Source organism: Virgibacillus sediminis, assembly GCF_042643265.1.
Taxonomy (GTDB): Bacteria; Bacillota; Bacilli; order Bacillales; family Amphibacillaceae; genus Virgibacillus_O; species Virgibacillus_O sediminis.
This window is the reverse complement of the sequence record NZ_JBHRRZ010000040.1, coordinates 250,494-275,011: the sequence shown is the minus strand read 5'-3', so window position 1 is coordinate 275,011 and position 24,518 is coordinate 250,494. Positions and strand designations below refer to the sequence as shown.

At 42.5% G+C, this 24,518-nt stretch carries 27 protein-coding genes; 14 read left to right on the top strand and 13 right to left on the bottom strand.

Features of this window, described 5'->3' with window-relative positions; genetic code table 11:
• Positions 1–82: 82 nt before the first annotated feature.
• Positions 83–226, top strand: a complete 144-nt coding sequence (locus ACFODW_RS18255; RefSeq protein ID WP_390308404.1) for an FbpB family small basic protein — start codon at positions 83–85, stop codon at positions 224–226.
• Between the two features lie 7 nt (positions 227–233).
• Here the strand turns inward: ACFODW_RS18255 and ACFODW_RS18250 are convergent, their stop codons facing one another.
• Positions 234–1,145, bottom strand: a complete 912-nt coding sequence (locus ACFODW_RS18250; RefSeq protein ID WP_390308402.1) for a DMT family transporter — start codon at positions 1,143–1,145, stop codon at positions 234–236.
• A gap of 128 nt (positions 1,146–1,273) precedes the next feature.
• Here ACFODW_RS18250 and ACFODW_RS18245 point away from each other — a divergent pair, with 128 nt between their 5' ends.
• The gene (locus tag ACFODW_RS18245; protein ID WP_390308400.1) at positions 1,274–1,603 is read left to right on the top strand and encodes a hypothetical protein; all 330 of its coding nucleotides are present in this window, start codon (positions 1,274–1,276) and stop codon (positions 1,601–1,603) included.
• Positions 1,604–1,670: 67 nt separating this feature from the next.
• Here ACFODW_RS18245 and ACFODW_RS18240 read toward each other — a convergent pair whose 3' ends face one another.
• The 7 genes from ACFODW_RS18240 to ACFODW_RS18210 all read right to left on the bottom strand — a co-directional run bounded on the left by ACFODW_RS18240 (position 1,671) and on the right by ACFODW_RS18210 (position 6,329).
• A complete protein-coding gene (locus ACFODW_RS18240) occupies positions 1,671–1,886 on the bottom strand; it encodes a hypothetical protein (RefSeq protein WP_390308399.1) in 216 nt (71 codons plus the stop codon).
• 83 nt (positions 1,887–1,969) lie between these two features.
• Entirely contained in the window at positions 1,970–2,446 is a 477-nt protein-coding gene (locus ACFODW_RS18235) for a YkyB family protein (RefSeq protein WP_390308397.1), read from the bottom strand.
• A gap of 322 nt (positions 2,447–2,768) precedes the next feature.
• Positions 2,769–3,086, bottom strand: a complete 318-nt coding sequence (locus ACFODW_RS18230; RefSeq protein WP_390308395.1) for a hypothetical protein — start codon at positions 3,084–3,086, stop codon at positions 2,769–2,771.
• A gap of 40 nt (positions 3,087–3,126) precedes the next feature.
• Positions 3,127–3,699 (bottom strand): SCO family protein, encoded by a 573-nt coding sequence (locus tag ACFODW_RS18225; protein ID WP_390308394.1) that lies wholly within the window; start codon positions 3,697–3,699, stop codon positions 3,127–3,129.
• 78 nt (positions 3,700–3,777) lie between these two features.
• The gene (locus ACFODW_RS18220) at positions 3,778–4,656 is read right to left on the bottom strand and encodes a metallophosphoesterase (protein WP_390308392.1); all 879 of its coding nucleotides are present in this window, start codon (positions 4,654–4,656) and stop codon (positions 3,778–3,780) included.
• Between the two features lie 97 nt (positions 4,657–4,753).
• Positions 4,754–5,395, bottom strand: coding sequence for a PAQR family membrane homeostasis protein TrhA (gene trhA / locus ACFODW_RS18215; RefSeq protein ID WP_390308390.1), 642 nt, complete (start codon positions 5,393–5,395; stop codon positions 4,754–4,756).
• Between the two features lie 37 nt (positions 5,396–5,432).
• Positions 5,433–6,329 (bottom strand): cation diffusion facilitator family transporter, encoded by an 897-nt coding sequence (locus ACFODW_RS18210; protein ID WP_390308388.1) that lies wholly within the window; start codon positions 6,327–6,329, stop codon positions 5,433–5,435.
• A 462-nt stretch (positions 6,330–6,791) separates the two neighbouring features.
• Between ACFODW_RS18210 and cbpB the strand changes: the two genes are divergently transcribed.
• The 6 genes from cbpB to ACFODW_RS18180 all read left to right on the top strand — a co-directional run bounded on the left by cbpB (position 6,792) and on the right by ACFODW_RS18180 (position 11,006).
• Positions 6,792–7,250 carry a cyclic-di-AMP-binding protein CbpB gene (cbpB, locus tag ACFODW_RS18205; RefSeq protein WP_390308387.1) on the top strand — a complete coding sequence of 153 codons (459 nt, stop codon included), beginning with the start codon at positions 6,792–6,794 and terminating at the stop codon, positions 7,248–7,250.
• Between the two features lie 187 nt (positions 7,251–7,437).
• Positions 7,438–8,157, top strand: coding sequence for a 2,3,4,5-tetrahydropyridine-2,6-dicarboxylate N-acetyltransferase (gene dapD / locus ACFODW_RS18200; protein WP_390308385.1), 720 nt, complete (start codon positions 7,438–7,440; stop codon positions 8,155–8,157).
• Between the two features lie 11 nt (positions 8,158–8,168).
• Positions 8,169–9,290: an N-acetyldiaminopimelate deacetylase gene (locus tag ACFODW_RS18195; protein ID WP_390308384.1), complete on the top strand. Its 1,122-nt coding sequence runs from the start codon at positions 8,169–8,171 to the stop codon at positions 9,288–9,290.
• A gap of 69 nt (positions 9,291–9,359) precedes the next feature.
• A complete protein-coding gene (locus tag ACFODW_RS18190; RefSeq protein WP_390308382.1) occupies positions 9,360–9,602 on the top strand; it encodes a YkuS family protein in 243 nt (80 codons plus the stop codon).
• Between the two features lie 123 nt (positions 9,603–9,725).
• Positions 9,726–10,163 (top strand): TlpA disulfide reductase family protein, encoded by a 438-nt coding sequence (locus tag ACFODW_RS18185; RefSeq protein WP_390308380.1) that lies wholly within the window; start codon positions 9,726–9,728, stop codon positions 10,161–10,163.
• Positions 10,164–10,337: 174 nt separating this feature from the next.
• Positions 10,338–11,006: a potassium channel family protein gene (locus ACFODW_RS18180; protein ID WP_390308378.1), complete on the top strand. Its 669-nt coding sequence runs from the start codon at positions 10,338–10,340 to the stop codon at positions 11,004–11,006.
• Positions 11,007–11,057: 51 nt separating this feature from the next.
• Here ACFODW_RS18180 and rnjA read toward each other — a convergent pair whose 3' ends face one another.
• The 3 genes from rnjA to def form a co-directional block, all read right to left on the bottom strand.
• Positions 11,058–12,725, bottom strand: coding sequence for a ribonuclease J1 (gene rnjA / locus ACFODW_RS18175; protein ID WP_390308377.1), 1,668 nt, complete (start codon positions 12,723–12,725; stop codon positions 11,058–11,060).
• Between the two features lie 3 nt (positions 12,726–12,728).
• On the bottom strand, positions 12,729–12,938 hold the full coding sequence (locus tag ACFODW_RS18170; RefSeq protein WP_390308376.1) for a DNA-dependent RNA polymerase subunit epsilon: 210 nt from the start codon (positions 12,936–12,938) through the stop codon (positions 12,729–12,731).
• 497 nt (positions 12,939–13,435) lie between these two features.
• Positions 13,436–13,987 carry a peptide deformylase gene (def, locus tag ACFODW_RS18165; protein ID WP_390308375.1) on the bottom strand — a complete coding sequence of 184 codons (552 nt, stop codon included), beginning with the start codon at positions 13,985–13,987 and terminating at the stop codon, positions 13,436–13,438.
• 166 nt (positions 13,988–14,153) lie between these two features.
• Here def and ACFODW_RS18160 point away from each other — a divergent pair, with 166 nt between their 5' ends.
• The 5 genes from ACFODW_RS18160 to lpdA all read left to right on the top strand — a co-directional run bounded on the left by ACFODW_RS18160 (position 14,154) and on the right by lpdA (position 20,220).
• Entirely contained in the window at positions 14,154–14,852 is a 699-nt protein-coding gene (locus ACFODW_RS18160; protein WP_390308373.1) for a YkyA family protein, read from the top strand.
• Between the two features lie 592 nt (positions 14,853–15,444).
• On the top strand, positions 15,445–16,527 hold the full coding sequence (pdhA, locus tag ACFODW_RS18155) for a pyruvate dehydrogenase (acetyl-transferring) E1 component subunit alpha (protein WP_390308372.1): 1,083 nt from the start codon (positions 15,445–15,447) through the stop codon (positions 16,525–16,527).
• A gap of 3 nt (positions 16,528–16,530) precedes the next feature.
• The gene (locus tag ACFODW_RS18150) at positions 16,531–17,508 is read left to right on the top strand and encodes an alpha-ketoacid dehydrogenase subunit beta (protein ID WP_390308370.1); all 978 of its coding nucleotides are present in this window, start codon (positions 16,531–16,533) and stop codon (positions 17,506–17,508) included.
• A gap of 23 nt (positions 17,509–17,531) precedes the next feature.
• The gene (locus ACFODW_RS18145) at positions 17,532–18,809 is read left to right on the top strand and encodes a dihydrolipoamide acetyltransferase family protein (RefSeq protein ID WP_390308368.1); all 1,278 of its coding nucleotides are present in this window, start codon (positions 17,532–17,534) and stop codon (positions 18,807–18,809) included.
• Between the two features lie 4 nt (positions 18,810–18,813).
• Positions 18,814–20,220 (top strand): dihydrolipoyl dehydrogenase, encoded by a 1,407-nt coding sequence (lpdA, locus tag ACFODW_RS18140; protein WP_390308366.1) that lies wholly within the window; start codon positions 18,814–18,816, stop codon positions 20,218–20,220.
• A gap of 319 nt (positions 20,221–20,539) precedes the next feature.
• On the opposite strand, the gene ACFODW_RS18135 is transcribed toward lpdA, so the two are convergent.
• Together ACFODW_RS18135 and ACFODW_RS18130 are read right to left on the bottom strand one after the other, a co-directional pair.
• A complete protein-coding gene (locus ACFODW_RS18135) occupies positions 20,540–20,920 on the bottom strand; it encodes a hypothetical protein (protein WP_390308365.1) in 381 nt (126 codons plus the stop codon).
• Positions 20,921–21,721: 801 nt separating this feature from the next.
• The gene (locus ACFODW_RS18130; RefSeq protein ID WP_390308363.1) at positions 21,722–23,251 is read right to left on the bottom strand and encodes a glycine betaine uptake BCCT transporter; all 1,530 of its coding nucleotides are present in this window, start codon (positions 23,249–23,251) and stop codon (positions 21,722–21,724) included.
• Between the two features lie 260 nt (positions 23,252–23,511).
• On the opposite strand from ACFODW_RS18130, the gene ACFODW_RS18125 reads away from it, so the two are divergent.
• Positions 23,512–24,393 carry a polysaccharide deacetylase family protein gene (locus ACFODW_RS18125; RefSeq protein WP_390308362.1) on the top strand — a complete coding sequence of 294 codons (882 nt, stop codon included), beginning with the start codon at positions 23,512–23,514 and terminating at the stop codon, positions 24,391–24,393.
• Positions 24,394–24,518: the final 125 nt, after the last annotated feature.

The following is a 24,518-nucleotide window of genomic DNA, read 5'->3' as shown; positions in this document are numbered from 1 at the left end:
TATAAAATGTTCAAATAATTTCGGGTTATATTTTGTCTTTTTAAGGTATAATAGTCATATAAACATAAAAGGAGTGTACCATATGCGACCTAAATCGTTAAATTTCGAGCAGCTTGTCCAGCAAAATAAACAGGAATTACTGGAAAATAAAAAAGAAATCACGAAAATAGAGATGCGCCTGGAAAGGAGACAGGAAGAATTAGTAAAGGAGAAACAGGATGGTTAGTGGATAATCATCCTGTTTTTTTACGCCTTAATTGCACCTTCCCAACAATGTCCCCATATAGCTGGATTAAAACCACTGCTCCGATGATCATGGCCATACCAGCCATCTGAATGAGTGAAAAGCTCTCCTGAAAGACAAATATTCCAATGCCGGTTGCCACCACAGGCTCGATGGTTGAAAGTATTGATGCTTTGGATGCTTCTGTTTGCTGAAGACCATATGTATAGATGATATAAGCAACAGAAGTAGGCAGGAAGCCGAGTCCTGTAGCATAGAAAAGCACCATAGGATCTGTCAGCAGATGGGCTTTTTCTGTATAAGGAAAAAATGGCAGGAGGGCAACAGAAGCTACGATGAATGTAAAACTGGTGATACTCAAACTTGAGTATTTTTTAAACGCGTATTTACTGAAAATGCTGTAGAATGCGTAGCCTAGCCCCGAGCCCAGACCAAATAAAATACTGCCGAGCTGTACGGCTTCCAAGTTCCAAGGCAACAGTCCCACTACCAAACAGACTCCCGTCAGAGTGATGAGCAATGCAGCCAATTTAACCTTTGTCAGTGGCTCTTTAAAGAGCATAAATGAAAGAATCGTAACAAATGCCGGTGCTGTGTAAAGCAGGGCGGTGGCCACCGGGATTGTGGAGAGTTCAATTGCTGTAAACATACAGTAGTTGAAAAAGATGATGCTCAGAATCCCTGTTCCTAGAAAGTACTTGATGTCGGCAGGGTGTTTCAATTTCAGATTTTCTGGTGACAGGATCAACAGATAGCCCCCAAGCATAATTGCGGAGGACCATACTCTTAAGGTAACCACCTCCATTGGAGTAAAACCAAAATCATACAGATGTTTTACATACCAGCCGATCGTCCCCCATAACGCTGCACCCAAAATAATCAATAAGAAAGCCTTGTTCACGGTATCCCCCTCTCTAAACTAACCTATTTGGATTATAGCAGAAAATTCTACAACTTGAGTATCATCCGGTATATATACCGGATATTTTGTTGATAATGGTGAAGAAGTGGAAGGGAGGAGGGGGAGCAGTGCTGGATGAACTCATGGACCGGACAGCTCTGCTGTCGGAAGACTTAAAAACCGAGTATATCCTGTTTGCAGTTCTAATCATATGTATTCTGGTCGTTTATAAGGCAGCAGAGCCTGTGGTTCACTGGATGGTTTGGAAAAAGTATACGAATGCATTATGTTATATGGTGTCCAGCCTTAGCATATTGGCAGGGGGGTTGTTAATTGCTTTGTGGTCTGGTGATGAAGTACTGGTAGATGTATTGAAAGTTTGCTTGCAGGCATTCACTGTTTTTGGGGCTGGACTAGTCATCGTAAATTTTTACCGTCTCCTCTTTGCGAAAAACTGATAGTGGTTGTTAAGAAGAGGCTAAAAAAGCCGTCCGATGGTACGGACAGCTCACCTACCTGAAACTATTAAACTTGTGTATCCCCGCGGAGGTTGTTCTGCAAATTTTCTAACCATTTGTATACTGGTGTATAATATTCCTGTGGTTCTTTTATACTGTGAGGAGCTGCTTTCATCACTAACTCTTTCTCCGAATCCGACAACTTTTCAAATTGATCTTTCAGACTATGTGTCTGTTGGGCAAACTTTTCCAATTCATTCATAAAGACCTTCAAATGTTCCATTTTTCTCAGCCTCCTTTAGTAATCCTATTCCTTATTGGAGACTAAGTGAAACATGGACAATCTTCTATGTGATTACTAAATAATCAGAAGTTTCGATGCGGCTTGGTTGGCGGCCATTCCATTTTTCCCAGGGAGGACGGAGTGAAATAAGAAGAGGAATAGTTTCTCCGCTGCTGTGTCTGGTTTCCTTTTCTCGGTTTCCAGCCGATATACTGATAAATGGTTTTCTTAGCTTGGGAGAGAGACATTCTGGCTTGAGGATTACGGTAATTGTGATCCAGTGTGCCCAGATGCTCCAGTTCCTTGAAGTCCTCTTTCGTTGGAGGAATGTGGAAATAATAATCAGCCACTTTGACCAGGAGAGTGGAATGCTGATTACTGTACTTGGGATGATCGGAGAAATGCAGGCCAATTTTATCTGCTTTCTTTTCCTTCAGAAGACGGTTGATTGCTTCTTTTTTTATATCGTACAAATGTTTAGGTTCAGGGGCCGTCTTGGCATGGCGATTAATAGTGTATAATGCTTTAGCAATCTCGTTTGTCGGTATTTCCTGCTGCATGTTTTCTGCCTCCTTTCTTTTATCTTTTATTTTCCTTCTATCCTACCTTAATGGATGCTGAAGTGCAAGATAAGGAAGTGAAAACGTTTAAAACCAGGAAGAAAAACCTGCCCTGCTTGGGCTAAGCCTGTAAATGAAACGCTGAAAATTATAAAACTAATAAAGGTTTCCTATTGCTATTCATATGGAGACGGATGGTTCCGTTTTAAAGAAGGGGGGAGGACAAGTGAAGTTGAATACGAAAATCCCCCCAAGCAAACAGGGTTTGTTTTTCCATCTGTCTGCTAAAGAGGGGAATGCCATAGAGGCTGGGTTTTGTCGTCTACCAGTTATCCCATTTCTTATCCATAATTCCAACATCTTTCAAGAGGCTAATGAAAAACGGATCTTTAACACCAGCGAGTGCCTCCTCGGTGCACGTATCATTTGGGGGGTAGTCCAAGTCCTCCGCTCTCTCCAATGTATCTTCGGAAATCCAATTGGAGGGCTGGGCCTCTTCGAAACATACAGGTGCGATGTATGTATGTTGTTCATGCTCCAAAATGATTCTTGTATCATCGGATGGTTGAGTATTTGCGGGGATCAAGAAGGCTGCCCCTATAACGATAAGTATTCCAGAAAAAATCCACCATTTCTTCATCATCCGACTCCTTTGCAACTACGTGTGACTGTTATTCAGATTACATGACAGCTTTCAGATCTTCAATAATTACATCCATTTCACTTTTTGATACACCATCATACTGTTTGATGACTTCTCCATCGGGGTTAATGAGGAAAAACTTTGTTCCATGGGTTACTTGATCTGTCCCAGGCTGTGCTTCAACGACAAGTGAACGGAATGATGTGACCGATAACTCCTTTATCGTTTCGAAATCATAGCCTGTCAGGAAAGACCAATTATCCAGATCAGCATCATAGCTTTCTGCATAATCCTTCAGCACCTCGGGAGTATCATGCTCAGGGTCTACCGTAAAAGAAACCAACTGTGCATCTATATTCTCTTCCTCCATTTTGGATTGGAGAAGAGCCATGTTGGAGGTCATGGGCAGACATACGGTGGTGCAGCTTGTAAACATGAAGTCTGCAATCCACCATTCACCCTCCAAATCTTCCAAGCTAAGTGTTTCATTGTCTTGGGTGGTGAATTCAAAATCTTTAACGTCCTCTGACATATTTGTTTCAATATCTCCCCCGCAGGCAACGAGAAGAATAATAAGGACGGTCATCCATAAACCTGATTTCTTTCTCATTCATTGGCCATCCTTTCTTCAGTAGCGTTTTAATCTAGACTTATTATACCATCCGCACAGCTTCATTAATTGACTAATCTATGACAATTTGGAGGTATCACGGCTGTTAAGTGTATACACCTGTATCTCAGGCTTGCATAGAAACCGGTAGGGGAGCCTTGTAGTTCCGATTCCACGGCTTACATACAAAGAGAGCCGATTTGAATGGAAATTATACTTTCCCTCCACATACTTTTCGGCTAGCGATGGTGTATACAAATGCCCAATGAATGGCAGTTGGACCTGTCCCCCGTGGCTATGCCCGGATAGTTGAATATCGACAGGGAATTCTGCTACGGCATCCGCAACATCAGGTTCATGTGCAAGCATGATGGTTAAAAGATCGGGATTTACCCGGGATAACGATTCACGGATGTCCGGCCTGCCCAGGATGGCATCATCGATTCCTGCCAGGATAAAACGATCTGTATCTTTTTCAATCACAGTGTGACTGTTCTGCAGTAGGGTAAAGCCTGCAGATTCCATCACTTCTGCAAGTTTTTCCGTGCCATATCCTCCATGATCATGATTACCGTATACCCAGAATTTCCCAAATGGTGCTTTCAGCATGCTTAAAGCATCAGTTAGACCTTCTTCCCAAGAATAACGATTCGGCTCATCCACCAAATCACCGGTAAAAACAATCAAATCAGGATTCAGGTTATTGATCTCCTTAACTAATGTTTGAAATTGCCGGAGATCATAATGAAAACCAATATGTGTATCTGTAAACTGGATGATGCGGAAATGCTCAAAAGCGGAGGGGATATTCGCTAGAGATATATTCTCTTCAATAACTTGAAGCATGTAGGGTTCCACTTCCCGGGCATAATAGTATGCCCCCCCGCCAAAGCCAGCCAAAGCCAGAAGGCTCCCTAGTGCTTTTTTGATAAATGAACGTCTTGTCAATTTCGTCAAACCTTTCAACACCTTATGATATTTTGATAAAGGAAATTATAGCATGAAAAAAACTCTCTGGATGATGGAATGGCACTTCCAGAAAGAGTAATTAATATTATATCACATAGAGGAATACAGCAAGGAAATGAAAGGCAGACCCAATAATCACAAATAAATGCCAGACAGCATGGTGATGAGGGAAAATGCGCCACATATAGAATATAGATCCTACCGTATAGAACACACCGCCGAGCATTAGAAGCCTCATTCCATTTTCATGCATGGAAGCGGACAAGGGACCCCATGCAAAAATAATTAGCCATCCCATAAAGACATAAAACAGCGTGGACAGGATGAGGAAACGTTTAACAAAGAACACTTTAAAAAAAATGCCGATAAGTGCTACTCCCCATACAATCCCGAACAGAATCCAGCCAATGGAAGTATCTACACGAAGATGAACCAGTAAAAATGGGGTGTAACTACCTGCAATGAATAAATAAATCGCAGCATGGTCAAATATTTGAAATAAATCTTTCCATTTTCCCTCTGGGAGTGCATGGACGATTGTGGAAGCAAGATACATTAAAAACATGGTGGCTCCGAAAATAGAAACAGAGACAACCAGCCAAAAGTTCCCGGTTTGTAAAGATACGGCAACAAGTGCAACGAGTGCAGCCATACTTAGGACAGCACCTATTCCATGAGTCCAGGCATTTACTTTTTCTTCTATCTTACTGTATTTATAAGATGCCAAGGGAAGCTAACCTCCTATATACTAGCTAAACTAGTACTTACCTACATGTATCGCATTCTCTATGTGGCCGGGTGCCCCGGCCTTCCATTTGAATGGTGGAATGGGTGACGTTAAACTTCTTTTCAAGCAATCTGGTTGCTCTATGCAAGAGAGCGTCGCGATCTGTATGGCTTTCTACGACCAGATGGCAGCTTAGGGAAGGGAATTCCGAAGTAATGGACCAAATATGAAGATCGTGAACCTCATCTACACCATTAAGCTGGGATAGTTCTGCTTTTAACTGGTCCATATCCAATTCTTCCGGCTTTCCTTCCATCAGAATATGCAAAGCATCCCTTGTCACCCTGTATCCGGAGATGAGGATCAGGGTGGCTACCAAGACACTGGCTATCGGATCGGCGATATTCCAACCGAATAATAAGATGAACAGTCCAGCAATAATAGCACCGATGGAACCGGCCAGATCGGCGAAAACGTGGAGGAGCGCGCTGCGGATATTCAAATTTTCCTTAGAATTCCCCCGCATCAGCATGAAAGCAACAATAATATTTACTGCAAGGCCGATCACAGCTATGATTATCATCCCTCCACTGACCTCAGGCGGAGCGATGAACCGTTGGATTGCTTCATAGAAAATAAATAATGCAATAGCTATTAAGGTTATTCCGTTGATAAAAGCAGCAACTATTTCAAAGCGTCTGTATCCGTATGTTTTACTAGTGGTTGCACTTTTTTCGCCTATTTTGAACGCTAGGAGGCTGAGACCCAATGCCGCTGCATCACTCAGCATATGCCCAGCATCTGACAATAGGGCAAGGCTGTTTGTAAGCAACCCGCCAATTATCTCTACAACCATAAAGATGAAAATAAATAAGAAACTCCACAACAGTACCCTGCTATTGTTAGTTGTTGGATGATCATGATGGTGGCTCATTGGTAATCCTCCTCTTTATATAGCGGATAAGGCATAGTCTGCTCCAGTCTGTTCGGCATATTCCGTCCTAGTTGCAGGGATATAGTTTTGTCCTTTCCCTTTTTCTTATTGATGAATCTGTTCCAAATATTTTAGTTGCCGGGAAATTGCAGGTTGATTCATTTGTAGTTTCGCTATTGGATCGCACATGTACAGCAGGATTTCCCATCCTGGACGAAACTGCGAATTCTTTAAAAGCTTATACAAGATTTCTGGCCATATTCTCCTGGATTGGAAGATGACTCATTTGGTCCACTTCCACACTATATGACTATATGCTCATGTTATACCAGCTCTCCATTAGCTGCCAATCTTCTGCTTTCAGATGTTTCCTGGTAGTATCTATGGTAAAATATAAAGAGAGATGGTCGAACGTTAACAAGTAAATATACAGGGGAGACGGCACAACGTAAAGGGGGCTTGATGGCATTGAGTGTTAAAGAAAAGAATCAATTGACGGATAAGCGGGGGACAGTAGGTGATTTAATGATTTCATCAGAGAAGGTCGCCCATGTGCAAGTGAATAATCCACTCGAACATGCTTTGCTGGTTTTGGTGAAATCCGGCTATGCCGCAGTACCAGTACTGGACAGTTCTTACAAGCTTGTTGGAACTATAGGAAAAACAGTAATTTTGAATGAAATTCTGGGACTGGAACATATAGAATTTGAAAAGTTGTCCGATATACGGGTGAAGGAAGTAATGAACGAAGATATTCCTTGCCTATCGAAAGACACGAGCATTCTCGAGGGGCTGGAAGTGCTGATCGACCATGCGTTTGTATGTGTTCAGGATGAGGAAGGATACTTTGCCGGCATCCTTACAAGAAGGGCCGTACTAAAAGAATTGAAAAAAGATATCTATACTGCCAAATTCCAATGAATAGAGAAAGTGCCTTTGCTTTATCGACAAGGCACTTTCTTTTTGATGATCAGTGTTTTCGTATGAGAGTAGGGTGGAAGTTGTGGTATCGAGAGCCATTCCTTCCAAGAAGCCAGGATTTTCTGATTGCAGGGGATATTTTAGTCTGATAAAGTAGGACATAAGAAATTCAGAGGAGGATACAACTGTGAAGATGATGGATGCAAATGAAATTATCAGCTTTATCTCAAATAGTGAAAAAAGCACACCAGTAAAAGTTTATGTGAAAGGGGAAGACCTGGATACACTGCCAAGCACAGAAAATGTACAGGCTTTCACCGAGAAGAAGAGCGGAGTCCTTTTCGGTGAGTGGAAGGACATTCAGCCATTATTGGAATCCAATCAAGGGATTATTACAGATTATGTAATTGAGAATGACCGCAGAAACTCTGCTATCCCATTACTTGATATGAAAAATATTAATGCAAGAATTGAGCCGGGTGCTGTCATCCGCGACCAAGTAGAAATCGGTGATGGCAGTGTCATTATGATGGGTGCCATGATTAATATTGGTTCCGTTGTCGGTGAGGGGACAATGATCGATATGAACGCAGTGCTGGGAGGACGTGCCACTGTAGGTAAGAATTGCCATATTGGAGCGGGTTCAGTACTTGCTGGTGTCATCGAGCCGCCATCGGCTAAGCCGGTAGTTGTAGAAGATGATGTAGTCATCGGTGCAAATGTTGTTGTCCTTGAAGGGGTGACCATTGGAAAAGGAGCTGTAGTAGCTGCAGGTGCAATAGTTACAAAGGATGTAGAGCCAAATACCTTGGTCGGTGGAACACCGGCAAAAGTATTGAAAGAATTGGATGAAAATACGAAGTCAAAGACTGAGATCAAGCAGGAACTCAGAAAACTGAACGACTAAGTGTGATGGCTATGGATGGAGTACAATTAAAGAAAATCAGAAGAGCACTGCACCAAATTCCTGAATTGGGGTTTGAGGAAGTGAAAACCCAGAAGTATCTGCTCGACAGAATTGATGAAATCAAAAGTGACCGAGTGTCTGTGAGTACATGGAAAACTGGGGTGCTTGTTCACGTAGCAGGAACCTCACCTAAACAGACCATCGGTTTTCGGAGCGATATAGATGGTTTGCCTATTACTGAGGAGACAGGGTATGAATTTCAATCTTCTCATGCAGGGAAAATGCATGCGTGCGGGCATGATTTTCATATGACGATTGCTTTAGGCGCATTAAAATCTGTTATAGATCAGCCGGTAGCGGATAATGTCGTCTTCATATTCCAGCCGGCGGAAGAGGGGCCGGGCGGTGCTCTTCCTATGTTGGAATCAGATGAATTCCGTCAGTGGAAGCCGGATGTTATTTTTGCACTCCATATCTCCCCGGAGCTTCCGACAGGTACGGTATCCTGTAAAGAAGGATTGCTCTTTGCCAATACGAGCGAGCTTTTTCTAGACTTTAAAGGGCAGGGAGGGCATGCCGCATACCCGCATTTGACGAAGGATATGACGGTGGCTGCCAGCAGCTTTATTGTGCAAATGCAGCAGATTGTCTCCCGTGGCATTGATCCTGTAGAAAGTGCTGTGGTCACTATCGGTAAGATGGAAAGCGGCTTTGTGCAGAATGCTATAGCTGAAACAGCAAGATTAGAAGGCACTATTCGTACGCTTGATCCATCCTCCATACATATCGTAAAGGAGAAATTGGAGAGGCTGATCAGTGGTTTTGAATTAAGCCATGACTGCACTATTGAAGTTGATTACGGGGCCAATTATTATCAGGTATATAATGACCATGAATTGGCCGCATTGTTCCAAGAAACTGTGATAGAGGCCGGACTTGAATTCCAGCGGGCAAATGCTGCGATGACTGGTGAGGATTTCGGTTACATGCTCAAAGAAATTCCGGGATTCATGTTTTGGCTCGGGGTGGAGTCCGATTATGGACTCCACTCATCCAAATTGAATCCAGATGAAGCTGCCCTCCAGGCCGGTGTAAAAACAGTGTATTCCATGGTACAGCGTCTTTCCGAATAAGTGTATATCTTTCCTGCAGCTGCAGAAACTATATATGTAAATTTTTTCATATATAGAGGAGGCACGACAATGGCGCGTATAGGCGTGGAAGGCACCATGACGGATGTGAAAGAAGCTTTGATGGAAATGGGGCATGAAGTAGTGGATCTGAGATCTGCGGAAGATGCTGCCTACTGTGACTGCTGTATCATATCCGGCCAGGATAAGGATGTAATGGGCATGTCTGATACAATTATTGCAGGTCCGGTAGTAAATGCTCATGGAATGGATGCACAAGAAATTACCCAAGCAGTAAGCGACAAATTATCATGATGAGATAATAAGAAGGCTTTCATATAACAGAAAGCCTTTTTATTATGGAACAAACACATCCTGCCATCAACTGAATAGGATAGAAGAGCTGTAAACTTATCCTGTTAATGGGGGGAACAACATATGAAACTGAGGTCATTGCTGCCAGAACTCGAAGGGGCGACCGCCTGGATCAACAGCGGAGGCATAACGAGAGAGGAGCTGATCGGCAAGCCGATACTTATCCATTTTTGGTCCATCAGCTGTGAGTTATGTAAAAGAGATATGCCTAAATTGAACGAGCTCCGGGACTTATATGAAGGTGACTGGCAGTTTATAGCTGTTCATACACCTTTGTCAACTGAAGACATGAAAAAGGAAGAAATTCGCCGGTTGGTTGAAGAACACGAATTGTTCCAGCCGGTTGCCGTAGATGATGAGGATCGGCTATCCAAGATATTTAGGGTACGTCATGTTCCCGCCTACTATTTATTTGATACTGAAGGCAGGTTAAGACATCATCAATCCGGCGGGGGAGGGCTCTCATTGCTTAGAAGAAGGATGGAGCGTTTGGGGTCATAGGAGATGAAGAAGGTGAAGATTATAAACTTCTGCCCTATAGGCAGGGGTTTTTTATCTTAAAGTGAGTATTCCGGTGACTATTGCTTCCTGTCCGGTCTGTATGACGTGCTTGCCTTATATGGATAGCTTCATGTATTATGTATATACTACATTCAGAGTGATGGGGGAAGTACAATGAAACAGGAATTTGCGGTAATTGGGCTGGGGCGCTTCGGAGGCAGCATCTGCACGGAATTGAGTGAAGAAGGAATGAGCGTTCTGGCCATCGATACAGATGAAGAAAAAGTTAACGAGTATAAGAATATCGCTTCCCACGCGGTGATTGCCGATTCTACAGATGAAACGGCATTAAAAGAAATCGGTATAAAGAATATAGACCATGTGATTGTAGCCATCGGAGAAAACATCCAGGCAAGTATCCTGGCTGCCGTAATTCTTACAGATTTGGGGATTAAAAAGATTACAGTAAAGGCCCAAAATGATTATCATGAAAAGATTTTAAATAAGATTGGTGTAGATCAGGTCGTGCATCCAGAAAGGGATATGGGGAGGAGGATTGCCCACCACATTATATCTAATAACATCCTCGACTATCTGGAACTCTCCGATGATCATAGTATCGTCGAGGTTAAGGTCGGGAAGAAGATGGCTGGCCGTTCCTTGACCGAATTGGACATCCGGGCCAATTACGGTTGTAACGTTGTCGCAATCAAGGAAGGGGAGGAGATCAACGTATCCCCCAGTGCGGAAGACGCATTGAATCATGAAGATATTTTAATAGTTATTGGCGCGGATAAAGACATTTCACGCTTTGAAAAAAATCTGGTCATTGATGATGATTAACATATATATAAAGACCTTGCCTATGATTGGGCAAGGTCTTTTTGATTCCGCTTATACCTCCATGATGATTGGAAGCACCATTGGCCGGCGTTTCGTCTTTTCATACAGGAATGGAGCAATCGTATCTGTGATCTGGTTCTTAATCTCAGACCACTGAGTAGTCCTTCTTTCCATAACTTTGTCCAAATGAGAAGAAACCAGTTTCTGCGCCTCTTTGATGAGATCTTCGGATTCCCGCATATACACAAACCCGCGGGAGATGATATCCGGACCGGAAGCGATTTTGAACTCTTTCATATTAATGCTTACTACTACGATAACAAGCCCTTCTTCGGAGAGAATGCGGCGGTCACGCAGCACAATATTGCCGATATCGCCAATTCCTCTTCCATCTACGTAGATGGAACCGGATGGAATTTTCCCGGTGACACCTGCATTGTCTTTACCAAGGGCAAGTACATCACCATTATCCATAATAAAGGAGTTATCCGGGTCAATGTCGCACATTGCTGCGAGCTTTTCGTGCTCTTTGAGCATCCGGTACTCACCGTGAATCGGCATAAAGTATTTAGGCTTCATCAGACGGAGCATCAATTTCTGCTCCTCCTGGCTGCCGTGGCCGGATGTGTGGATGTTGCTCAATTTTCCATGCACGACATCGGCGCCTGCACGATACAATTTATCAATGGTTCTGCTCACACTGATGGTATTCCCAGGGATTGGAGAAGAAGAAAATACAACAGTGTCTCCCGGTATGATTTGAATTTGTCTGTGTGTTCCATTTGCAATGCGGGAGAGGGCGGCCATTGCTTCACCTTGGGAACCGGTACAAAGGATTGTAATTTCATTGGCAGGGAAACGGTTGATCTGGTTTCCTTCAATGAAAGTATTTTTAGGTGCTTGAATATACCCAAGTTCTTGTCCAATCTTAATGGCCGATTCCATGCTTCGGCCAAACACAGCGACTTTTCTGTTGTGTTTGACTGCACCTTCCACAACCTGCTGCAATCGGTAAATATTGGAGGCAAATGTAGCAAAGATCAATCTGCCATCCACCCGGTCAAAGGTTTCGTTGATACTTTCCCCTACAACCTTTTCGGACATTGTAAAACCTGGCACTTCACTGTTGGTACTGTCGGATAGGAGGCAGAGAACGCCTTCTTTGCCGATTTCAGCCATTTTAGTCAGGTTTGCAGCTTCTCCCACCGGAGTGAAATCAAATTTGAAGTCACCAGTATGAACGACGTTCCCTGGTGGTGTCTTCACAACGATTCCAAATGAGTCCGGAATACTGTGGGTAGTACGGAAAAAGCTTACGGAAGTTTTACGGAATTTAATAACATCGTCTTCTTGAATAGTATTCATTTTTGCATTTCTTAATAGGCCGTGCTCATCGAGTTTGTTTCTAATAAGTCCCATTGCTAATTTCCCGGCATAGATAGGAACATTGATCTCACGCAGGAGATAAGGAATCCCCCCAATGTGGTCCTCATGGCCGTGCGTGATGAATAACCCCTTGATTTTATCTTGATTCTGCACTAGGTAGGTATAGTCGGGAATGACGTAATCAATTCCGAGCAATTCATCTTCAGGGAACTTGATCCCTGCATCGATCAGGATGATTTCATCCTGGAATTGCACGCCGTACGTGTTTTTCCCGATTTCACCCAATCCACCTAATGCGAATACAGCTGTTTGGTCATTTTTTACAAATTTCATTGGTTATACATTCTCCAACTCGAAATTGCCGGATTGTTTTTCAAATTCTAGATGGGCTTCATCCAATTCATGGATATACTCGATGTTATATTGTCTTTCACTTAACTTGGTGCGTACCTCACGGATGGTTTCAGCTTCTACATACACACTTTTAGTGCGTTCGCGAACCGGAACCTCTTCCGGAAGTTCTTGGTATAAAACTTTGTAAATCATTTCATCTCTCCTTCGGTCATATCTGTATCAATATATTAAGACTGTGCCTTCCGCTGGTCCAGTCTAAGTTCGATGTTTAATTGCAAATGCATTCGTTCCGTACGTGATCATTTCCGTGATTCTATCCATCAATATTCTGAGATGGCTGCATTAATAATAGTCCTTGTTATATGTTGTAGGTACACGCCCTTGGCCCAAAAAATCCTTCCAGCGTTTTTTAAGCTTTTCTCTCAGGCGTTTTAACATGTGGACACACATCCCCTTTCACATATTAAGAAAAGCAACAAAAACGTTCTACCGACCCAATCCCTCTTAACTATAGTATAGTACGAGGAAAGGAATATTGAAACAGAAAACCATTATTTACTGGAAAAAATTAATATATCTGCGTCGCTTTCTTATAGTACGTATATTTTTAACTGCATGGCAAAACTTATTCACAAACCTCAGAAGGAAAATAAAAAAGCAGCCTCTATTAAGAGACTGACTGAAGTTCTTTATTCAATAGGCCGGGCATTGTCGGGTACTTCAAATGGATCGTCTTTGTTGATATGGTCATAAAACATAATCCCATTCAAATGGTCAACTTCATGCTGGAATACAATGGATGGATAACCTTTCAAACGCAGATTCACTGGGTTATTGTCCATATCAGTTGCTTTTAGGGTAATGCGAGCATGGCGGGGGACATACCCTTCCACTTGTCGATCCACGGAAAGGCATCCTTCTCCACCGGCCAGATACGCCTTGCCTACAGAGTGGCTGACAATTTTCGGATTTGCTAGTCCATAGCTGTATAATTTGCCATTTTCGTCCTCAAAGTGAATGGCCATCAATTTTTTGTTGATACCCAGCTGTGGAGCGGCGATTCCGACTCCTGCCCGCAGGTTGTATTTTGCGGCCACTTCTTCATTCTGGCTATTCTTCAGGAACTGAATCATTTCTTCTAGGAGAGCTTTATCTTCATGGCTTAAGGGGATATCTACTTCTTGAGATACCTTTGTCAAGGCAGGATGTCCTTCCCGGACAATATCTTTCATGGTTATCATCTTGGTCACTCCTTCATTTTTGCTCATTATAATATATTATCATACCAGAGGCTTGAATAGCAGAAAAAGCAATTAATCCAGGGGCCCTGCTAGCTATTGGAATATTTATCCGATATTTTGTGTTATACTAAGACCCAAACAACAGAGAATCGGGGGAATAAACGGGATGGCATGGAAAAAAGTTCTTTTAACGATCGGGCTTTCTGTATCTTTGACTGCTTGCAATAGTGAGTCGGCCGAAATGCAGATACATAACCATCTGGAAGAGGCAGTTACTCTAGAAAAGGGATTTGAAGAGCAGCAGACTGAAATTACGGAGCTGGAAAAGCGGGAACAGGAGCTTTACAACCAGATAGCCGATATGGGTATGGATGAATTGGAGAAGATTCAGGAAGTATCTGAACAGGCTATCGAAGTGATCGATGAACGGGAAGAAAAGATAGAGATTGAGAAAGACAGCATTGAGGACTCCAAAGAAGAATTTAAAGAAATAGAGCCACTATTGGAAGAACTTGAAGAAGAGGAAGTACAAGCTGCAGCACAGGAAATGTACGATGTTATGGATGATCGATATGCTGCCTATGATACTTTGTATGAGGCGTATAAGGAGTCTTTGGAACTTGAGAGGGAACTCTACCGGATGCTTAGTACAGAAAATCTGGAGCAGGATAAATTGACGGATCACATTCATACTGTAAATGAAAGTTACGAACGGGTCCTGCAAGCCAACGAACAGTTTAATAATGAAACTGTCGAGTATAATGCATTAAAACAGGAATTTTACGATAGCGCCGGTATGAACGTAGCTTATGAAGAGAATTCCACCGGGGAAACCGATAAAGAGAGCGCCTCAGCAGAGGAGTAATAATCACTTGGATGAAGAGCCATATCAAAAAGGATATGGTTCTTTTTGTGTGATTAGGAAAGATCAAAACTTTTCCGCTTTTTCCAATCTGTAAGCAGGAACGGCCAGGTCTAGTTTCCATGTTTTGCGATACGTTGTATAAAATCGCATGTCGCTAAAAGTACTTGTTCGTTTGTAGGGTATATAGGGAATCATTGATACAGTTGAAAACAGTTATTTACTGTAAGCATAATATTTTTGAAGAGTTATCGGTGATAAGAATAATACAGAAATCGAATTATACTATAACAGCCTTTTGGTTAATTTTAAACGAAATTAAAAGGGTGTTATATAAAACATAAAATAAATTTTGTAGGCAAAACCATTGACCAGTGATTCGTGTTTGGGCTAATATGAAAACAGATTAAAAATTGTACCAGTAATTGTCGGAGAAATTATGTAACAGTTTGGCGATTTTCTGTATGATATGGATTAATGAAAAACAAAACAGGGTACATGGTTTAGAGGAAATAGGTACGATTTTTTTCTGATTTGGGAAGGATAGTAAAGATAACAATATTAATGGATATAAGAAAGGAAGAGGTGAACTATTTTGAAACACGTACTTGAAAGTGTTGAAAGTCAGTTCGAAATGTTCCAGATTCTTAATGAAAATGGAGAAATAGTAAACCAGGAAGACATGCCTGATCTTTCGGATGATGAATTAAAAGAATTAATGCGGAGAATGGTTTATACTCGTGTGCTTGACCAGCGCTCCATCGCCTTGAACCGTCAAGGTCGCTTAGGATTTTATGCCCCTACTGCAGGACAGGAAGCTTCACAGCTCGGAAGCCAGTTCGCACTGGAAAAAGATGATTTCATCCTCCCTGGTTACCGTGATGTTCCACAGCTTATCTGGCAGGGGCTGCCACTGTACCAAGCTTTCTTATTCTCCAAAGGGCACTTCCACGGTAATCAGATGCCTGAAGGAGTCAATGCACTTAGCCCTCAGATTATCATTGGAGCTCAATATGTTCAGACAGCCGGCGTGGCATTGGGCATTAAGAAACGCGGAAAACAGGCAGTAGCAGTAACTTACACAGGTGACGGTGGAACTTCTCAAGGCGATTTCTATGAAGGCATCAACTTTGCAGGCGCCTATAAAGCACCGGCCATCTTCTTTATTCAGAATAACTATTTTGCCATCTCTGTACCTGTAGAAAAGCAGACTAATGCTAAAACATTGGCACAGAAGGCTGTAGCCGCCGGTATCGAAGGCATCCAGGTGGATGGTATGGATATCCTTGCCGTTTATGCTGTAACCAAAAATGCACGTGACCGCGCGATCAATGGTGACGGCCCGATGCTCATTGAGACACTGACTTATCGTTACGGCCCACATACTATGTCAGGTGACGATCCAACCCGTTATCGTACAGAGGAACTGGATAATGAATGGGAGAAGAAGGATCCACTCGTACGCTTCCGCAAGTTTCTGGAAAGCAAGGATCTGTGGTCCGAAGATGAAGAGAATAAAGTAATAGAAGAAGCTAAAGAGGATATTAAGAAAGCTATTAAAGAAGCGGATCAATATCCAAAACAAAAAGTGACAGATTTCATTTCCAACATGCACGAAGAGCTTCCTGTGAATCTCCAAGAGCAACTGGAAGAATATAAAGAAAAGGAGTCGAAGTAAATCATGGCACAAATGACAATGATTCAAGCAATCACTGATGCAATGCGCACAGAACTGAAAAACGATGAGAATGTGCTGGTATTCGGTGAGGATGTCGGTCAAAATGGCGGCGTATTCCGTGCAACAGAAGGGTTGCAGGATGAATTCGGTGAAGATCGCGTGTTTGACACACCGCTTGCGGAGTCAGGTATCGGCGGTTTATCTATTGGTCTTGCCACACAAGGTTTCCGTCCAGTACCGGAAATCCAATTCTTCGGCTTTGTATATGAAGTGATGGATTCCATTAACGGGCAGATGGCACGTATGCGCTACCGCACAGGCGGCGCCTATAATATGCCAATAACAGTACGTGCGCCATTCGGTGGCGGTGTTCATACCCCTGAACTCCATGCTGATTCACTGGAAGGCCTAATTGCTCAACAGCCGGGTATCCGGGTGGTCATCCCTTCAACACCATACGAAGCAAAAGGATTGTTGATTTCCTCTATCCGAAATAATGATCCTGTTGTATTCCTGGAGCATATGAAACTTTACCGTTCTTTCCGTGGCGAAGTTCCTGAAGAAGATTACACGGTGGAATTAGACAAAGCAGATGTAAAACGGGAGGGAACTGACGTAACACTGATTGCTTATGGTGCAATGGTCCACACATCCCTAAAAGCTGCAGAAGAATTGGAAAAAGACGGTATCAGTGCTGAAGTGATCGACCTGAGAACCGTATCTCCAATCGACATTGATACGATCGTCGAATCTGTTAAAAAGACAAACCGTGTAGTGATGGTTCAAGAAGCACAACGCCAGGCTGGTGTAGGGGCTCGAGTGATTTCGGAAATCCAAGAGCGAGCAATCCTCCACTTAGAAGCGCCAATCCTGCGTGTAGCTGCACCAGATACAGTTTATGCATTCTCAGATGCTGAAGAAGTATGGCTGCCTAATCATAATGACGTCATTGATAAAGTCAACAGTGTAATGAATTTCTAAAATAATGATCGGAGGTAGTAACAATGGCATATGAATTTAAATTACCAGATATCGGTGAAGGTATCCATGAAGGTGAAATCGTCAAATGGTTTGTAAAAGAAGGGGACAATGTTACGGATGAGGATGTTCTGTGTGAGGTGCAGAATGACAAATCCGTTGTGGAAATCCCTTCACCAGTAGATGGCACCGTTAAGAAAATCTTTGTAGAAGAAGGATCAGTTGCTGTAGTTGGAGATACTCTTATAACCTTTGACGCAGAAGGTTATGAAGACGATGATTCTTCCGAAGAGGAAGCCAAAGATGAGACTCCTGAAACGGACTCTACAGAGGAAAAAGAAGAAAAAGAAGAGTCACAGCCAGCAGCTGACTCAAGTGATAATGAAGGAAAACGCGTAATCGCCATGCCTTCAGTAAGAAAATATGCGAGAGACAATGATGTGAACATCAGCAAGGTGGACGGTTCCGGAAAAAATGGCCGCGTGCTGAAAGAAGATGTTGACAACTACCTGAATGGAGACCAGGGTACACAACCAGCTACTGATGAGGAGAAACCAGAAAAAGAAACAACACAAACAAGTGTACCGGCTGCCGGTGAAGAATATCCAGAAACCCGTGAGAAAATGAGTGGTATCCGTAAGTCTATTGCCAATGCAATGGTCAATTCCAAGACCAAAGCACCTCATGTTACTTTAATGGATGAGGTTGATGTTACTGAACTTGTTGCCCACCGCAAGAAATTCAAGGCAGTGGCTGCCGAGCAGGAAATCAAATTGACATACCTGCCTTATGTCGCCAAAGCACTAGTTTCTGCTTCTAAAAAATATCCGATTATTAATGCCATGATAGATGAGAACACGGATGAGATTGTTTATAAGCATTATTATAATATCGGTATTGCTGCTGATACAGATAAAGGCCTGCTTGTACCTGTTGTAAAAAACGCTGATCGCAAGTCTATCTTCGGTATTTCTCAAGAAATTAATGAATTGGCAGAAAAAGCAAGAAGTGGTAAACTATCAGCAGACGAGATGAAAGGTGCATCCAATACCATCACAAATATTGGCTCTGCAGGCGGACAATGGTTCACTCCGGTCTTGAATTATCCGGAAGCTGTTATCCTCGGTATCGGCCGTATAGCGGAAAAGCCAATCGTCCGCGACGGAGAAGTAGTTATCGCACCTGTACTCGCGGTATCCTTAAGCTTTGATCATCGTATTGTTGATGGAGCTACAGCACAGATGGCTCTTAATCAGATCAAACGGTTACTAAATGATCCACAACTAATTATGATGGAGGCGTAAAATTATGGTAGTAGGAGATTTCCCAACTGAGGTAGATACACTGGTAGTAGGGGCAGGTCCTGGCGGTTATGTTGCCGCCATCCGTGCCGCCCAATTAGGGCAAAAAGTGACTATTGTCGATAAGGGAGCTCTTGGTGGAGTCTGTCTGAATGTAGGCTGTATCCCTTCGAAAGCACTTATCCAAGCAGGTCATCTGACCGAACATGCTCACGGCAATGAGGAACTTGGCATCACTACAGAAAATGTATCTGTTGACTTTTCTAAAGTCCAGGAGTGGAAGGGCAGTGTCGTCAACAAGCTGACTTCCGGAGTAGAAGGGCTTTTGAAAGGAAACAAAGTGGATATTGTAAAAGGTGAAGTATACTTTGTCGATAATAAAACAGTAAAGATTATGGACGAGAAAAATTCTCAAACCTATAAATTCAATAACTGTATCATTGCGACAGGTTCATCTCCAATTGAAATCCCAAGCTTCAAATTCTCTGATCGGGTACTTGACTCTACCGGAGCACTGAACTTGAAAGAGATTCCGAAGAAAATGGTCGTCATCGGCGGAGGATATGTCGGTACAGAGCTTGGTTCTGCATATGCCAACTTCGGTACAGAGGTGACCATTCTCGAAGGTGCCAAAGACATTCTTGGCGGTTTTGAGAAGCAAATGACACAATTGGTGAAGAAACGTCTTAAGAGTAAAGGCGCAAGCATTATCACCGAAGCAATGGCCAAAGGTGTGGAAGAGTCGGAGAATGGCGTAAAAGTCTCTTACGAAGCTAACGGCAAAGAAGAAACAGTTGAAGCAGATTATGTACTTGTTACTGTGGGCCGCCGTCCTAATACAGAGGATATCGGTCTCGAGCAGGCAGGCGTTGAGAAAGATGACAAGGGTCTAATCAAAGTCGACAAACAAGGGCGTACAAGCCAAGATGGCATCTATGCTATTGGTGATATCGTAGCAGGTGCTCCACTTGCTCATAAAGCTTCCTACGAAGGAAAAGTAGCGGCCGAAGCTATCAGCGGAGAGAAGTCGGAGATTGACTATATCGGAATGCCTCTTGTAGCGTTCACTGACCCTGAACTTGCTTCTGTAGGCTATTCAGAAAGTGAAGCAAAAGAAGCCGGCTATGATGTGAAAGCAGCTAAATTCCCGTTTGCTGCCAATGGCCGTGCCCTGTCTCTGAATAACAGCGACGGGTTTATGAAACTCATTACCCGTAAAGATGACGGTCTGGTTATCGGCGCTCAAATTGCCGGTCCTAATGCGAGTGATATGATCTCTGAATTGGGGCTTGCTATTGAGGCTGGTATGACGGCTGAGGATATCGCCTTAACCATTCATGCGCATCCTACCTTGGGTGAAATTACCATGGAGGCTGCAGAAGTGGCTATGGGTACTCCTATTCATATGCTATAAGAAAAGAACGAATCAAAAAGAGAACTGTAAATATACAGTTCTCTTTTTTAGATTTCATAGGATATGCGCTCTTTTTGATAGTATTCCGGACTTTCACAGGGAAGGTTAGGTTGAAATATACATACGGACTATTTTAGGTTCCCAGTACGCAAAGAGCGTCAGCTTTCAGAAAATCCCTTATAGTATGACGCCGTATAACTCAATAAGTATGAAAATAGCAAGTAAAAGCAACTCATACCTTTTCAATTAACTGAGCTGTTTTTACTTGCTATTATTTATATTCCATTTTATTGCTAGTGCAGACTGAAGCGGCTGCCAACTATTCCAAGGTGTATTCCAGGTGGTTTAATATTTCCTGTTTGGGTTGATCACCGTTTAGATGGGAAACAGTGTCGCCATCTTTTAAAATAAGCAGGTTAGGGCCCTCCTTGGAACCGGAAACCTTCAAATTGCTGATGTCTTCAGTGAAAGCTTTCATGTTTTCGAATTGATCCGGGTATTTCGCTTTTAAGTCAATGATCGCATCTTTGTACTTATCTTCCAATGCGCCGTCATCAGGGCTGTTCGAATAGAATAGCACCTCGTAATCAGAGGGCTGAAAGGATATTACCTCTACTGCAGATTTTGGACTTTGACAGCCAGTTGCAAAGAATAGTAGGGTAATGGCTGTAACGAAGAGTAATCTTCTAATCCTGCTCACCTTCCTTTGGGATTCATTGATAGCGAAACCTGTCTTAACCTTGTACTTATTATAACAAAGAGAAGATCGAAATATAGCAATGTTACCGAACTGTTATATAACTGAAAAGAAATGTGTCGAAAAGTAAAAAAGGTAAAGAAAGGTAGAAAGCAAGCTGGTTTGCATCTAAGGGTCTAGTGTTGAAGTTCGCATCCTAATTAGAAGGCAAGAGCTCAAAGGATCAGCAAATGACTGGAAAAAGCAGCATTCGAATGGGCCTATATAAACTGCATCAGGATGGTTGCATTCAACCTATTGGGGTTGATCTATATCGTCTTATTAAGTGAGAATTGACTGTTAGAGGGCATTTGGAAATTAATTGGTCAATACACTTTTCTAACCCTTCTACATGTACTGTAAATCCCATGCTTCACACAAAACTTGTGTACGTTTTCAAGATGGCTGGATGAGACGAGAGGGGGAGGGATACTTATGCTTTAAGACAAATCCGTCAAGCGAATTCATTAACTTTCTACTTTTCCTATTGCTTTTTCTTTAAAATCCCATCTTTAATTAATAAGAAGGGAAGAGTTATACGTTAAAAAGGTAAAAAAGGCTATAGGCACGGAGGATTGCATGTAGGATATGTGGCGAATTTGTAGTATAGGGAGATAGGGTCATGAATGGAGTTTTTAATCTCCTTTTATCCGAAGGCAGTAGGGCACATCATTTTATCCATAAAATTAGCAGTCCAATTTCTTAGCTGAAATTGGACTGCTTTTACATTGGAGTCCCGGTTAGGGAATACCGGCTTATTTTTCTCTATTCTCTCTTGCGTTTTTTCATATCGATGGCGTGTCTTTCCTCTCTCAGTGCTTTGATTAAGGAAAAAACGATTAAAATCATGATAAAGGTAAATGGAAATGCAGCAATAATGGATGCTGTCTGCAATGCTGCCAATCCGCCTTGCCACAGTAATACAGCGGCAGCACCGGATTGAATAATCCCCCACACAAACTTCACTGTTTGCGGAGGGTAAAGGCTTCCGCCAGTTGTCTGCATACCCAGTACAAAGGTGGCTGAGTCGGCAGAGGTGATGAAAAATGTTGAGATTAGCAGAATAGCGATTACCGATATGACTGCTCCCAATGGAATGTGCTCTAATACTGCAAACAAGGCCACTTCTTCCCCAACTTCATTGATACTACTCATTATATCGATGCCTGAGAAATATTCTAGGTTAATGGCAGTTCCACCGAATACGGAGAACCATAGGGCACCAAAGATAGTCGGTACGAGAAGAACTCCAAGGACAAATTCTCGGATAGTCCGACCACGGGAGACACGTGCAATGAACGTCCCGACAAACGGTGCCCAAGCAAGCCACCATGCCCAATAGAAAATTGTCCACCCATTGATCCAGGATGCATTTTCCTCATCGAATGGTGTCATGCGGAAACTCATTTCAGGCAGGTTTTGAATGTAGCCGCCAAACGTATTTGTAAAAAGACTCATAATAAAGGTAGTTGGTCCTGCAAACAGGAGAAAGAGCATCAAACTAATTGCCAATACCAAATTGGTATTACTCAGGTATTTTATCCCTCTATTTAGTCCAGTCATCGTAGATAACATGAATAACACAGTGACAATAGCAATGATAATCAGCTGTAATGCAACGGTAGAATCAACACCAAACAGATAGGATATCCCTCCGCTGATTTGGATGGCTCCGAAGCCTAAAGACGTTGCAACTCCAAAGATCGTAGCGAATACTACAATAAAGTCCACAAGCGTTCCCAGAGGCCCTTTTGCTTTTTCACCAAAGAGAGGTTCCAGAATAGAACTTACCAGCCCAGCCGACTGCTTACGGAATTTAAAGTAAGCCAGCGCAAGTGCCAGGGTAGCATAAATGGCCCATGGATGGAGGCCCCAGTGAAAGAAGCTGTATTGCATTGCTGTTTTTGCTGCATCATTTGTCAGTGGCTCCCCATATGGTGGGGTATGAAAGTGGGAAAGAGGCTCGGCTGCACCCCAAAACACAAGGCCGATCCCCATACCGGCACTGAACAGCATAGCGAACCAAGTCATATAGGAATATTCAGGTTTATCATTTGGCCGCCCTAACTTAATATTACCGTATTTTGAGAAAATCAGGTAGATGGCAAATCCAAGAAAAGCTGTAGCGGCAAGCAAGTAGAACCAGCCAAATTGATTTACAATATAATCTTGAATAATAGTGGTGACGTTATCTAAATTTCCATTTGGGAGAACACTTTCAGGAATAATACCCCAAATGATAAATAGAATAGCTACTACCGCTGAGATATAAAACACAGGTGTAACACTCTTCAACTTCATCATCCTTTCTGCTAGTTGGATATAAAGGCACATTTAGGTAGTAAACCAAAAATCAGCCTGTTTTTCAAGTAAAATGTCAGCATGAAATGATATTCTTACTATTGCCCATTGGTTGATAATAATTCGGTGTATGTAAGTTACCCTCTCTTCCACTATCTAAACGTTTAGGTCGAAAAATTAAGGGAATTGTAAAATTATGGGTGCAGCCATAGAATTAGTTTAAGTCACACAGATGGGGAGGAAGGGCATAATCTATGGGGAAGAAATGGGCAATCTTTTTATCGGTAACTGTTCTGCTGGCTGCTTGCGGAACAGTGGAAGAAACATATGGTGAGCATGATAGGAAATCTGAAACTGCGAAGAATCAGATGGAATTAAAAGAGGAAGAAACACAGAAGGGGGTTATAGAGACCCAAGGTGATAAAACGGAAGAAAGCGAAATGGAAAAGGAGACAGAAGAGAAATCGACTAAACCCAAATATGAGCTAAACGAGGAATCCTGGTCGCTGGTCCCCCTGGAAGAAGGGGTGAAAAAAGAAGTGGTACTTCTAACGATTGATGATGCACCGGATACTTATGCAGTGGAAATGGCACATACTTTAAATGAGCTGGATGCTGAAGCTATTTTCTTTGTCAACGGGCATTTCTTGGATTCACCAGAGGAAGAAGAAATGCTCAAGGAAATTCATGAGATGGGATTCTCCATAGGAAATCACACATATAATCATGCAAATTTAACAGAGCTCCCAAAAAGTGAACAACGGGAGGAAATTATCAGTCTGAATGACCGTGTGGAAGAGATTATAGGGGAACGGCCCCGGTTTTTCCGAGCACCTCATGGCCAAAACACTGATTATTCCACTCAGGTTGCTGAAGGGGAGGACATGTTGGTAATGAATTGGACCTATGGATACGATTATTTCGAGCCTTATAAAGATCCAGAGAAATTGAAAACAGCAATGGTTTCGGGAGAGGGGCCAGAAGTTGATATACCATACTCCCTGCTGAAACCCGGGGCTACATTGTTAATGCATGACAGAAAGTGGACGGCAGAAGCGCTTGCAGGCATTGTACAAGGGCTGAGGGAGAAGGACTATGAGGTCGCTAAACCTAGCTTAGTACAACTAGATGAATAATGTAGGAGTTTCCTATGAAAATAGGAAACTCTTTTTGTGTGCCATAATTGATGAATATTATGTAAGAAAGGGGTTGCAAAATTAAATATGTCATACTATAATGTACTTAAGATAACACAAATAAA